Here is a 12,993-nt window from a genome sequence, read left to right as displayed (position 1 = left end):
AGCCAGGATCAAACTCTCCAATTGTATTTTTTTGAAGAATTGAACCGGCGTCAGTCTCGGCCCGCTAAAGGGCTTTCGACTCGCTGATTCATATCGGTGCTGCCGGCTGCGCTTCTCAGCGCGACCTGGCTGGCACCGTCAAAGAATTGACTGCGGTTTCCGCAATCTGTCTTCTACTTGGGCTTGCTATTTGGTTTTCAAAGACCGAGTCGCTTGTACCACTCGCGACTTTCTGCTACCGTTTGTTTCGTCTGCTGTCCCGCCCTTTCAGCCGGCGGGGTTGCACCTTCTATTCGAGTCCGCGTCCGCTTGCAACATCCGCTTTCGCTTTCTCGGGGCCTCTCGAAGTCTTCAGCGCCGCCCAGTGGCTTCCGCTGTTTTCTTTCGAGGGGGCGCGGCTTCTACCGCTCTGCCGCCATCCCTGTCAACCGCTGCTTCGTGACTTTCCCCAACCGAGCCGCCCGTTCTACATCTTCCCGGGCTTTTCTTTTTCGTCGGGGGCGCGGCTTCTACTTCGTCGCCGCGTCGTCAGTCAACCTGCTTCGGTGACCGCCATATTCCATTTGTCGGTGATGCTGACCCGCCTCCGAAGTGCCTTCCGCGCCAGTGCGCGGGCTTCGGTGCGAGGGGCGCGGCTTCTACCACCACCGCGCTTCGAGTCAACCGCTTCTTGCTGACTCTTTCCTCTCTTCGGAACCGCCTGGCAGCTGCCGGCCAACCGGTCCGTCGAGTGGGGCGCGGCTTCTACCACCGCCGCGTCTCGAGTCAACCGCTTCCTGCTGACTCTTTCTTCCCCCCCGCTCTTTGTTCCCGCCAGCCTCTACGTCGGGGCTGGCGGTGCGTCGAGCGGGGCGCGGCTTCTATCACCGCCGGGTCTTGAGTCAACGGCTTCGTTGGACTCTTTCTTCCGCCTTCACGAGCGCCCCACCTACTGCTCCCTCGGCTTCTCCCCTGCCCTCCTGCCAGCGCCTCGTGTCTTCGTCGTGGCCGCTCGTGGAGCGCTCCTCTTCCTCGAGGGCGCCCGCGAGGTCAGAACAGGCGATTGAGTCCGTTGAGCGCCGCCACCCGGTAGGCCTCGGCCATGGTGGGGTAGTTGAACGTGGTGTTGATGAAGTAGTCGATGCTGTTGCCCGGGCCGTCCTGCGCCATGATGGCCTGCCCGATGTGGATGATCTCGGAGGCGTTGTCCCCGAAGCAGTGGATGCCGAGAAGCTCTCGCGTCTGCCGGTGGAACAGCAGCTTCAGCATGCCCACGGTGCGCCCGGTGATCTGCGCGCGAGCCAGGCTCTTGAAGAAGGCGTGCCCCACTTCGTAGGGCACACCGGCCTGGGTCAGCTCGCGCTCGGTGCGCCCCAGGCTGCTGATCTCCGGGCTGGTGTAGATGCCCGTGGGGATGTCCTTGACCAGCTTGTGCTCCAGCCGCCCCTCGACGATGTGCGTGGCGGCGAAGCGGCCCTGGTCATACGAGGCGCTCGCCAGGGACGGCGCTCCCACCACGTCGCCCACGGCGTAGATATGGGGCACGGCCGTCTGGTACGCGTCATTCACCTGGATGCAGCCGCGCGAGTCCACGGCGATGCCCAGAGCCTCCAGCCCCAGGCCGGCGCTGTTGCCCGTGCGCCCGTTGGCCCACAGGAAGGTGTCCGCCTTGAGCTGCTTGCCGCTCTTGAGATGGAGCACCACACCGTCGTCGCGCGCATCCACCCTGTCCATCTCCTCCTGGTGGCGGATGAGCACGCCCTGCTCGCGCAGGTGGTACGAGAGCGCGTCGGAGATCTCGTCGTCGAGGAACGAGAGCAGCCTGTCCCTCGTGTTCACCAGGTCCACCTTCACGCCGAGCATCCGGAACATGGAGGCGTACTCGCAGCCGATGACGCCCGCGCCGTAGATGATCATCGTCAGCGGCGCTTCCCGCAACGTCAGGATGGTGTCCGAGTCGAAGATGCGCGGGTGGCTGAAGTCCACGCCCGTGGGACGGTAGGGATGCGAGCCGGTGGCGATGACGAAGGCCTTGGCGGACAGCAGCTCGTGCGAGCCCCGCGGCTCGGCGACCTCCACCGTCTGGGCGTCCAGGAAGCGGGCCCGGCCGACCACCAGGTCCACGCGGTTGCGCTCGTAGAAGGTGCTTCGCAGCTGCACCTGGCGGGACACCACCGAGGACGCCGCGCGCAGCATGTCCTTGAGGGTGGTGGTGCGCGCCAGCTCCGCGCGCAACTCCGGATGGTCGCCCTGCACGTCCACGAGCCGCTGCACCGCATGGCGCAGCGCCTTGGAGGGAATCGTCGCGGTGTGCGTGCAGGCGCCGCCCACGAAGGGGCTCTGTTCCACGGTGCACACCCGGCGGCCGGACTTCACCGCCTTCATCGAAGCGCCTTCTCCGCCCGGACCGGAGCCGAGCACCACCACGTCGAACTGCCGAACAGTCATGGCCCGGAGCCTTACCACGTGACCCTGTGCTGCTCCACGACGCCGGAGCTGCTGACCTTCACCTGCTCTCCGTTCCGCCGCGGCGTCCCCTCGCAGCGACCGAAGGACGGCTGGCAGCGACTCTCGCAGGCCCGAGGGATCGCGGGTTCTCGCGCCATGGGCCGTGTGCCATGCTCGCCGCATGGCGGACACGCCCCAACCGAATGAAGTCGTGGTGGATCGTCGCCGGTTCCTCACCTGGGTGGTGGCCTCACCCGCGCTGGTGGTCGCGGCGCGACTGGGGCTCGACGTCCCTTCGGCCGATGCGGCGAAGACCGAGGCAGCCACCGCGGAGACCGCGCTCAACGCCTACGTCGCCATCCAGGCCGATGGTGGCATCCACGCCACCCTCCCTCGCACGGAGATGGGACAGGGCATCACCACCGGCGTGGCCATGCTCGTGGCCGAGGAGCTGGATGTCAGCCTCGGCTCGGTGGAGGTGCGCACCGCCGATGCGGACGCTCGCTGGCTCATCCAGCTCACCGGGCTCTCGTCGACGATGCGCTACCTCGCGGGCCCCATCCGCGCGGCGGCCGCGACGGCTCGGGCCCGGCTCGTCACCGCGGCCGCGAATCGCTGGCACGTGCCGGCGCAGAGCCTCACCACCGTGAACGGTGAGGTGGTTGCTCCGGATGGGCGCCGGGCCTGCTATGGCTCGCTGGCCGAGGACGCGGCGCGCGTGCTGCTCCTCCTCGTCTCGGCCCAGCCGAAGAACCCGAGCGCATATACCGTGGTCGGCCAGCCCACGGGCCGCATCGATGCCATGCAGCTCGTCACCGGGGCGGCACGGTACGCGCTCGACCTGGACATCCCTGGTGCGGTGCCGGTGGTGGTCGCCCGGCCTCCCACGCTGCGCGGCACGGTGCGGGACTTCGACGCTTCGGCGGCGCTGGCGATGCCGGGCGTGCTCGGCGTGGCACGCATTCCCACGGGCGTGGCGGTCGCCGCCGGGAACTTCTCGCAGGCCTTCGCGGCCCGGGACGCGTTGAACGTCTCCTGGGCTCCCGGCCCGGCCAGCCACCTGTCCGACGCGGACATCCGCGCCCGCCTGCGCGACGCCATTGGCGCGCGGCCCCTTCCGCCCCTGTTCACGGCGCGTACGTTGGAAGGGCGCTTCGACTTCCCGTACCTCGCCCACGCGCCCATGGAGACGCAGAGCTGCGTGGCCCGTGTGACGTCCGACAGCGCCGAGCTCTGGCTGGGCGCGCAGGACCCGAAGTTCGTCCAGCGCGAAGTCGCCCAGGCGCTGGGCTGGGCCCTCACACCGCAGCGGGTCACCGTGCATACCGCTCGGGCCGGCGGCGGATTCGGCCGCCGGTTCTTCGCCGAGGCCGCCGTGGAGGCCGCGCACATCTCTCGCGCGCTCTCGCGGCCGGTGAAGCTGATGTGGACGCGCAACGACGACATGCGGCACGGGCGCTACCGGCCCGCCAGTCACCACCGCATCCTCGCGTATGTCGGCGCGAACGGCTCCATCCTCGGCTGGAACCACCGCGCCGCCATTCCCACCGTGGAGTTCCCCCATGGCTTCGGGGACGTCCTCACCTCCCTGCTCGGCATCTTCCTTCCCGAGGTGACCAGCGCGACGTTCTTCGCGCTGACACAACACGTGCCGTACCGCTTCGGACTGGTGGGTCAGGAGCTTCGCGAGGTCTCCCTTCCCATTCCCACCGCGTCGTTCCGCTCGGTGTTCACCAGCCAGGTCGGTGTGGCCAACGAGGTGTTCGTCGATCAGCTCGCCCGCGAGCTCGGGCGCGACCCGGTGGAGCTGCGGCGCTCGCAGCTCACGTCGAGCCGACTGAAGGCCGTGCTGGACAAGGTGGTGCTCGAAGGCGCATGGGGCCGGCCCCTGCCGCCTGGAGTCGCCCAGGGCGTCGCCGTCCTCGAGGAGTGGGACAGCGCCATCGCCCACCTCGTCGAGGTCGACGTCACCGGCGAAGCGCCCAGGGTCCTGCGCGTGGTCATCGCCGCCGACGTCGGCCTGCCCATCAACCCGAAGAGCATCGAAGCCCAGCTCCAGGGCGCGGCCATCGACGCGTTCTCCACCACCCTGAGCGCCGGCATCCACATCGACGCGGGCGCCGTGCGCGAGGGCAGCTTCGCCGACTACCGGTGGCTCCGCATGAAGCACGCCCCCTCCGAGATTGCCGTCCACCTCGTCCGTTCGGACGACCGCGTCGGCGGCGTGGGAGAGCTCGGCTACCCGAGCGCCGCCGCGGCCCTGACCAACGCCATCGCGCGAGCGACCGGCACCATGCCCACCCGTTTCCCGCTGCTCGACGCAGGAGCCTGACCATGCCGGCCTACCAGTTCATCCTCAATGGCCAGACGGTGTCGGTGGAGGCCCCCGCGGACCTCCCGCTGCTGTGGGCGCTGCGAGACATGCTCGGCGTGACGGGCCCGAAGTATGGCTGCGGCGTGGGCGTGTGCGGCGCGTGCACCAGCCACCTGGAGGGCGAGGCCTTCCGTCCCTGCATCCAGTCCGTCAGCGGCGTGGCGGGCTCGCGCGTCACCACCATCGAAGGGCTGGGCGGTGAGGGGCTCCATCCCGTGCAGCAGGCGTGGATCGCCGAGGACGTCGCGCAGTGTGGCTTCTGCCAGCCCGGGCAGATCATGGCCGCCGTGGCCCTCCTGCGGAAGAACCTGGACCCGACCGACGCCGACATCGACGCGGCCATGAGCGACAACGTCTGCCGGTGCGGCACCTACGTGCGCATCCGCGCCGCCATCAAGCGGGCCGCCCGACAGCTCCGGGGCGAGGGCCCGGACCTTCGCTGAGCGTGTGACCTCGCGGGTGCTGGACGGAGCGGTAACGGTAGGGAGGGCCCGCTTGACGGTGGCGGCCTCTGCCCGCTCCCGTTACAAGGGCGCGTCCCCGGCTCCGACTCCATGCGAAAGACCCATCGTCCCCTGACCACCCTGGCGCTCGCCCTGAGCCTCTTCATGGCGGCGCTGGAGGTCACCGTCGTCTCCACCGCCATGCCCACCGTGGTCGGCGAGTTGGGAGGCATCCAGAGCTACGCGTGGGTCTTCACCGCGTACATGCTGTCCTCCACCATCACCGTCCCCATCTACGGGAAGCTGTCGGACCTGTACGGGCGCAAGCCAATCCTCCTCTTCGGCACCGGCCTGTTCCTCGTCGGGTCGATCGCCAGCGGCCTGTCCACCTCGATGAACATGCTCATCGCCTTCCGCACCCTGCAGGGCCTGGGCGCGGGGGCCATGCAGCCCGTCTCCCTCACCATCATCGGGGACATCTACACCATCGAGGAGCGCGCGAAGGTGCAGGGTGCCTTCAGCGCCGTGTGGGGCATCGCCGGCCTCGTGGGTCCGCTCACCGGCGGCCTCATCGTGAAGTACCTCTCCTGGCACTGGATCTTCTTCATCAACGTCCCTGTGGGCGTGGCCACCTCGCTCCTGCTGGTGACGTTCTTCCATGAGCAGGTGAAGCACAGGCCTCAGCAGCTCGACTACGCGGGTGCGGCGCTGCTCGCCGCTGGCGTGGTGGCCTTGCTCTTCGGCGTCCAGGGCTTCGGGCGGAACCTGTGGGCGCTGCCCGCGGCGGCCGTCCTGCTCATCGCCTTCGTCTTCGTTGAGCGCCGGGCGCCGGAGCCCGTCATCCCCATGTCCATCTTCAAGCAGCCCGCCATCGCCATCTCCTCCGTGGCGGGTGCTTGCTTCTCAGCCGCGATGTTCGGGGCCACCACCTACGTGCCGCTCTATGTCCAGGCCGTGCTCGGGGGCTCGCCGACACTGGCGGGCGGGATGATCACCCCGATGATCGTCGCCTGGCCCACCGCCGCCCTGTTCGCGGGACGGCTGATGCTCAAGACGGGCTTTCGCCCGCTCATCGTTGGAGGGCTCGGACTCACGGTGGCCGGCACCGGGGCGATGGCGCTGCTGCTCAAGCCGGACTCGCCCATCCTCCTGCTTCAGCTGGCGATGGGCGTGTTCGGCGTGGGCCTGGGCTTCGCGTCCACCGCGCTGCTCATCGCGGTGCAGACCAGCGTGGGCTGGGAGCTGCGCGGCGTGGCCACCGCCAGCAACATGTTCTTCCGCACCATCGGCGGCGTGCTCGGCGTGGGCATCATGGGCGGCGTCATGGTGTCCCAGCTCATGAAGGACCCGAGCATCCCCATCTCCGCCGCCAATGCGCTGCTCGGTCCCGAGCATGGACATGGCGTGTCGCCGGAAATCCTGAAGACGCTCAGCGGCGCGCTTGGCACGGGCCTCACCGTCAACTTCTGGCTCATCTGCGCCTTCTCCGTGGCCGCCTTCACCGCCGGGTTGTTCTTCCCCCGGGTGTCCCGCAACACCGGGACGCCCGTCTCCACGGGGGACGCGGTGGCACCGCACTGAGGAGGAGGAGTCCCACCTCGCGTGGGCATCCGTGCCGGGCGTAGGATCCCTGGCATGGATGTCGGGGTGGACTTCGGAACGACCAAGACGCTCGCCGCCTGGGACGACGGAGGCGAGATACGGGTGTGCGAGCCCATCCCCTCGGTGGTGTGGTTCGACGAAGAAGGCCGCAAGCCGCCACACGTGGGCCACCTCCCGCCCGAGGACACGTCCTCGTGGGTGGGACAGCCCGGCGTGAAGCGCCAGTTCGGCGAGAGCGCGAAGCGGCGCTGGTTTCCCCAGGAGGTGGCGGCCCATGTGCTCGGCGAGCTGCGCGCGCGCCTTCCGTCGCCGCGCGCGGGTGAGACGCTCTCGGCCGTGCTCACCGCGCCCGCCTCGTGGGGCATGCGCCAGCGCGCCGTGCTGCGCGAGGCCGCCGAGCTGGCCGGCTTCCACGTGCGCCGTGTCCTCCCCGAGCCCGAGGCCCTGGCCGTCTGGTGGTCCCGTCAGCCCGGCGGGATGGAAGACCGGCTGCTGCTCACGGTGAACTTCGGCGGAGGCACCATCGACGTGGCGATGGTGGAGACCGAGGCCTCCCTGGTGGAAACCCTCGCCATCGGTGGCGCGCCCATCGGCGGGTTCGACCTGGACTCGCTCGTGCTGCACCACGCCGCGCGCACGGCGAAGGTCGACCCCGAGAGCCTGCGCGGCGCGCGCCTGCGCCGCTTCATGGCTGCCCTGGAGAACGCCAAGATCGCCACCCTCGCCGGGCACAACGGCCAGCTCCGGCTCTGGCGCGACGAGGGCGATGCACCGGTGGTGGTGGACCTGCGGGGAGACGAAATCCTCAAGCTGAGCGCACCCCTGCTCAACGCGGCGTGCGCGGTGGTGCGGGAGACGCGGTCCCAGATTCGCCAGCGCGCCCCGAGTCACTGCCTGCTCATTGGCGGGTCCGCGCGCATCCAGCGCTTCCGGGCCCAGCTCATGGAGGACCTCAACGGGACCCGGCTCCACGAGTGTCACGGAGACGAGGTGGCCCGAGGAGCGCTGTTCCACGCGCAGTCCCTGGCCCACCTCAGCGGCGGGCTCCTCGTCTCCGCGCTGCCCCGCCCCGTGGGCATCCTCGTCGGAGAGAACACGCCGTCCTGGCTGCTCCAGCAGGGGCACTCGATTCCCTTCCGCAAGAGCGGGGAGTTCCGCACGGAGCGCCCGACGTCCGAGCTGCGCGTCCAGGTCGTGGAGGGCGGCGCGCAGCCCGGCACCCACGAGCTGCTCGGCTCGGTGTCCCTGGAGCTGCCGCCTCGCACCGGTGTGTCCGAGCCTCCTCCGGGCATCCCGAAGGAGGAGTTCACCGTCAGCATCACCCTCGACCTGAACGCGGAGCTGGAGATCGTCGCCGAGCTACGCGCGCTCAACCTCAGCCACCGGCAGACAGTGGTGTCCTCCGCGCGCCTCAATCCCGCCCAGAAGTCGGTGATGGGACGGAAGATCGGCGAGTGGGTGGCATCCCGCCGCTCCGCCCGGCCGCAGCAGGTTCTCGAGGAGCAGCTGCACGCCGTGCGACGGGAAGCGAAGCAGCTCGCCGAGGCGCTCGAGCACAAGGGCCATTCGGAGACCACGCGCCGGCTGCGTGAGATGGCGGACCTGGCCGCGCACCATCTCTCCGCCGGGGCCACGCTGGGTGAGGGAGAGACCGCGTACTGGGAAGCGCTGCGGGCCCGGGCCCGATTGCTGCGCGCGCTCGGCTCCATCGAGGGTGAGTGGCCGCCGCCCCCTTCCCCGTTCGCGGGCTCCGGACCTGACGCGCCAGGCGCGGCCCTGCTCGCCGCGGCGCGAGGCGCGGACCGTCAATGGCTGACCGAGGCACGGACCGAGCTCGCCTTCGCGAGGAAGGCCGGCACGCTGCGCGCCACGGTCGACGCGGTGCTGCCGGAGCTGCCCCCGGGCCGTGGCCGTCACGTACTGGCCGTGCTCGCGGCACCGGGCCTCAGCGCGTCACAGGTGGGCCAGATGCTCCCTTCCGCCACGACGCCCTGGGACCACTACACGGCCGGCTGCGTGGCGCTCGTGAGCGAGGAGCCGGAAGCGGCCCGCAACGCGTTGGGGGTGCTGCTGGACTGGGCGGACCGGGCTCACGAAGACGACCCGGCCCCCGGACTGGCGCGGGCTCCGGGCGAGCCGCCTTTCGCGCTCTCCCCGCTGCGGGCGCTCTACCCCGAGGGATTCGTCGCCCCGCTCGCCGAGCTCCTGTGGCGCTCGTTGCGCCCGGGCTCGGGTCGAGAACACGTGCCCGACGCGCTGGCCGCGAGCGCGGGTACACCGCTGACGCGCGCCGTGCTGGCGCTCTCCACGGACCGGCCCGATTCGACTCCCGACGATGCGCCACGCCGCCTGCGGCTCGCCCGCGACATGACGCTCGCGCTGTCGCCGGGCGCGCGCACGGAGGCCTGGGAGCGACTGGACCGGTGGCGGGAGGAGGACGCGTCGGCGCTGGAGCGCGCGGTGACGTCGCTCGGTCACGAGGCACGGGCAACGCTGGTGGTCGGTGCCGCCGTCCCGGGGCAGGAGCTCTTCCTCGGGTGGTTGTTCGCCCGGTTCAGCGCGATGCCCGGAGGACTCACCCCGCTGCTGCTCCCGATGCTGGAGCGGACCCCGGAACAGGTGGCGCTTTGGAAGGCCATTGGCGGCATGGCCAGCCGTGAGCTGGAAGGGCTCGCGGTGAAGGTGCTGCTGCGCACCCCAGGACACGTCGCCCTGGAGGGCGCGGCCACCTATCTGCGCAGCCTCGCTGGGAAGGTGGCGGCTGGCACCTCGCATTTCTATGCAGTGATGGCCCACGTGAGGACCGGCGGGAAGCTGGGGTTCTCGGGCACGCTGCGCGTGCTCTGGACGTGGCTCACGGCGCCGGAGCTGCGGCCCGCGGCGGCGCGGCTGCTGCGTGGCGGTTCGGAGGACACCCGATGAGCCAGGAGCGAATCGTCTTGGAGGCGGCCTTCCTGCGCGGGCTGCTCGGGCCGCGGCCTTTCTTCCGCGACACCCGGGTGCTCTACGCGGAGCTGGCGAGCCCGGACGAGACGCGCATCCGCCAGGGCATCCAGCGCGTGGTGACGCATGCGCGGATGCCTCGCGTGCTGGACATCGACTTCCACTGGGATGCCACCTTCGAGGCACACGTGGGCGGACTGGCCGAGCTGGGCCGCTCGCGCATCCGCCTGCCCATGTCCATCCTGGGCCACAGCGAGCGCTGCGCGACCGCGCTGGCACACGAGGTGGCGCACCACGTCATCGCATTGCACTGGTCGACGGTGACGGCACGCATCCTGTCGCGGCAGCGCCATCCTCCGGCCGCCATGGCGGAAATGGAGTGGCTGACGGACCTCACCGTCTTCCAGCTCGGCCTGGGAGCGCTCCTCATGTCGGGCGTGTACGCGGAGGAGGCGGATGGCACCGTCTCACGCGGCGGCTACCTCAAGGACGACGAGCTGCGGTACGCGCTGCTCGACTATGCGCAGCAGGAGCGCCTGAGCGGAGCCGAGCTGGAGCAGCAGCTGTCGCCGGGTGGCCGTAGGTTGATGCTCGGCCGCTGAGTCATACTGGGGGTTCCACCGGGATGCGCACTCGCGTCCCTCCACCGAGGAGCACCTCATGAACCGGAAGCTGCGCCTGCTGTTCGCCGCCTGTCTCGCCCTGGGCCTGTCCGCCTGCGGTCCCGCCGACATCTCCGACGAGCCCCTCACGTCCGAGGACCCGGCGCAGGTGGAGCAGGACATCGGCTCGACGCCGCTGTGCAGCACCGGGGGCTACATCACCTCGAAGACCGAGTACACGACGTGCGGGACGTGCACCTATCCCACCACGCAATATGGTCTGCGCGGCTCCTACTACGAGCGCTGCTGCTACCCCAATGGGACGTGTGGCGGCTGGAAGCTCATCAAGCCCGTCTGCGGCGTCTGCGAGCTGCAGTAGGCGCAGGACCGGGCGTCCCGTGTACAGGACGGGACGCCCGGGAGTCATGCGAGGCTAGTACTGGCCCTTGAGCGACACGCCCGAGTAGGCCGAGTAGCCGCGCAGCATGATCCAGTAGCGCCCCGCCGTGGGGCGCGCGGCCGAGTTGCACGTCTCGTTGTTGCCGGTGAGATACGGCCGGCAGTCATACGAGGACGTCGTCGGGGCCGCGCCGAACTTCACGTACATGTCCGCGTCCCCCGTGCCGCCGCTCATGGTGATGGCGACGGGCACGTTGGCCGGCGCGTCCAGGCAGAAGTACTGCTGCGAGCTCGCCGCGCCGGAGATGCCGGTGCGGACGACGCCGTTGGTCAGCAGCGTGCAGCTCGGCGGCGGAGTGGTCACGCCCACGCCCACCGCCTGCCAGGCCTTGTCCACCGCGTCCAGGATGGCCGTGCCGTAGCCCAGGGCCTGCGCGGCCACGCGGGTGTACGTCTTCGCCTGGGCCATGGTGGTGCTCGCCGTGAAGTAGTTCAGGTTGGCCTGGTAGAAGATGCGGCCCGCGGCCTGGATGCCGATGCCCGGCACGTTCACCGAGGAGCGACCGCGCGGGTGCAGGCCGCCGGTGGACAGCAGCTTGAACGCCAGGTTGATGATGCCCGAGCCGTAGTGCACGTCGACGCTGGAGTTGTAGTCCGCGTAGTAGTCCAGCGAGGCACCGTCCCGCTTGGGGTCGTCCATGTACCGCAGCGCGTCCCCTGCAGTGGGAGGCGTCCACGCCAGCTCCGCGATGTTCCACACGTCGGTGCCCATGATCCACGGGCCCGTGATCCAGCTGTGGCAGTACGCCGCGAAGATGTCGGAGTACGACTCGGACAGCGCGCCGGACTCACCCGAGTAGATGAGGCCGGACGTGTGGTCCGTCACCGCGTGCGTCACCTCGTGCACGACGATGTCCGGGTCCGCGCACACCGGGCCGACGGTGGTGCCATCCCCGTCGCCGCACACCATGCCGGTGCCGTCCCAGTACGCGTTCGGGAAGTTGCTCATGTAGTGCACGCGCGCGTAGAGCTGCGCGCCCGCGTTGTTGTAGCTGTCCCGCCCGAAGTTCACGTTGAAGCAGTCGTAGAACCGGCCCAGGTTGTCGTAGGCCGTGTCGATGGCCGCATCCCCCGTCGCGGGCTGCCCCTCGTTGCGGCAGGTCCCGTTGTTGGTGCCGCCCACCGAGCAGACCCGGCGGTTCCTCGCGGGGTGGATCTCCGCGTAGCGCCAGACCTCGGCTCCGTCGAGCGCCCCCACGAAGACCTGGTCGCGCACCGGCGTGCCGTCCTCCTCGCCCTCCACCTGGACCTGGAAGGCCAGCGTGAGGCGCTCCGTCGCGGGCGCGCGCACGTAGACGAGCCGCGGCTCACCGACGACGGTGTTGCCGCCCTTCGTGGAGCCCAGCGCCGACTGGCGCGCGGCCTGCGCGCTGATGCGCGGCTCGGAGGCGACGCTCTCGCCGTCCCGGGCCGTGCCGTTCACCGAGTACACGCGGCCCTTCTCGTCCAGGTGGAGGATGAGCTGCTGCCCCACCACCGGCAGGCCATTCTTCGTCTGGGCGTAGCGCAGATGCGTGTGGCCCTGTTCGTCCGTGGAGGTGCTCAGGGGCACCAGGTCCCGCGTGCGGAGGCGGAACACCGGGGTGATGCGCTCGAGCGCCGGCGTCAGCAGCGCATGCGCCTGGCGGGCTGAGGCGCCCGTGATGCCCCGGCCCGTCTCGCCCAGCGGGCCCCCGAGCATGTACGGCACGCCGTCGTCATTCAGGCCCAGGACTTCCGTGCCCGGCAGCGCGCGCAGCGCCGCTTCGATGTCCGCGATTCGGGAGACACCCTCCTCCCGAGGCGCCTGGGCCGCCTCTGGCCCTTCCGAGCCGCATGCCGCGAGTGAGAGCGAAAAACATGCAACGAGCCACCGAGTGCCGCGCTTCATGGCCTTCTCCGTCCGTGAGGGTGGATGCGACGGAGAGCGTATCCCAGGATTCCGACATAGCTCTGGATTGCCCGAGGCCCTCAGGAGATGGATGCACGGCGTCACAGGGACTCAATCAAACACATACAATCAAACTCAAGCACAGATCGGAAATCATATTTGATATATCATTTATTGATATATGATTGGTCGTCGTGGGGGGTGGGGAAAATGGCTGAAGACCTGTTCATGTAGGCATGGCACACCCTAGGCCACCCTGGATTGACTGAAGGG

Annotated in this window: 8 protein-coding genes; 6 read left to right on the top strand and 2 right to left on the bottom strand. The window is 69.6% G+C overall.

Translation table 11 applies throughout. The features are described 5' to 3' along the window. Positions 1–1,029: 1,029 nt before the first annotated feature. Positions 1,030–2,427, bottom strand: coding sequence for a Si-specific NAD(P)(+) transhydrogenase (gene sthA / locus G4D86_RS49130; protein ID WP_164002583.1), 1,398 nt, complete (start codon positions 2,425–2,427; stop codon positions 1,030–1,032). A 181-nt stretch (positions 2,428–2,608) separates the two neighbouring features. On the opposite strand from sthA, the gene G4D86_RS49125 reads away from it, so the two are divergent. The 6 genes from G4D86_RS49125 (at position 2,609) to G4D86_RS49100 (ending at position 10,770) form a co-directional block, all read left to right on the top strand. After that, the gene (locus G4D86_RS49125; protein WP_164002581.1) at positions 2,609–4,759 is read left to right on the top strand and encodes a molybdopterin cofactor-binding domain-containing protein; all 2,151 of its coding nucleotides are present in this window, start codon (positions 2,609–2,611) and stop codon (positions 4,757–4,759) included. Positions 4,760–4,761: 2 nt separating this feature from the next. Continuing rightward, positions 4,762–5,244 carry a (2Fe-2S)-binding protein gene (locus G4D86_RS49120; RefSeq protein ID WP_164002579.1) on the top strand — a complete coding sequence of 161 codons (483 nt, stop codon included), beginning with the start codon at positions 4,762–4,764 and terminating at the stop codon, positions 5,242–5,244. A gap of 111 nt (positions 5,245–5,355) precedes the next feature. Further along, complete coding sequence (locus G4D86_RS49115) at positions 5,356–6,825, top strand: MDR family MFS transporter (RefSeq protein ID WP_164002578.1); 1,470 nt, start codon at positions 5,356–5,358, stop codon at positions 6,823–6,825. A 54-nt stretch (positions 6,826–6,879) separates the two neighbouring features. After that, positions 6,880–9,768, top strand: a complete 2,889-nt coding sequence (locus tag G4D86_RS49110) for an Hsp70 family protein (RefSeq protein WP_164002576.1) — start codon at positions 6,880–6,882, stop codon at positions 9,766–9,768. Further along, positions 9,765–10,391 carry a hypothetical protein gene (locus G4D86_RS49105; RefSeq protein WP_164002574.1) on the top strand — a complete coding sequence of 209 codons (627 nt, stop codon included), beginning with the start codon at positions 9,765–9,767 and terminating at the stop codon, positions 10,389–10,391. The genes G4D86_RS49110 and G4D86_RS49105 overlap by 4 nt, the downstream gene beginning before the upstream one ends. A 58-nt stretch (positions 10,392–10,449) precedes the next feature. Further along, positions 10,450–10,770: a hypothetical protein gene (locus G4D86_RS49100; protein WP_164002572.1), complete on the top strand. Its 321-nt coding sequence runs from the start codon at positions 10,450–10,452 to the stop codon at positions 10,768–10,770. A 54-nt stretch (positions 10,771–10,824) separates the two neighbouring features. On the opposite strand, the gene G4D86_RS49095 is transcribed toward G4D86_RS49100, so the two are convergent. After that, the gene (locus G4D86_RS49095) at positions 10,825–12,720 is read right to left on the bottom strand and encodes a M4 family metallopeptidase (protein WP_164002570.1); all 1,896 of its coding nucleotides are present in this window, start codon (positions 12,718–12,720) and stop codon (positions 10,825–10,827) included. Positions 12,721–12,993 lie beyond the last annotated feature (273 nt).

Source organism: Pyxidicoccus caerfyrddinensis, from assembly GCF_010894405.1.
GTDB lineage: Bacteria > Myxococcota > Myxococcia > Myxococcales > Myxococcaceae > Myxococcus > Myxococcus caerfyrddinensis.
This window is presented reverse-complemented; position numbering and strand designations above follow the sequence as displayed.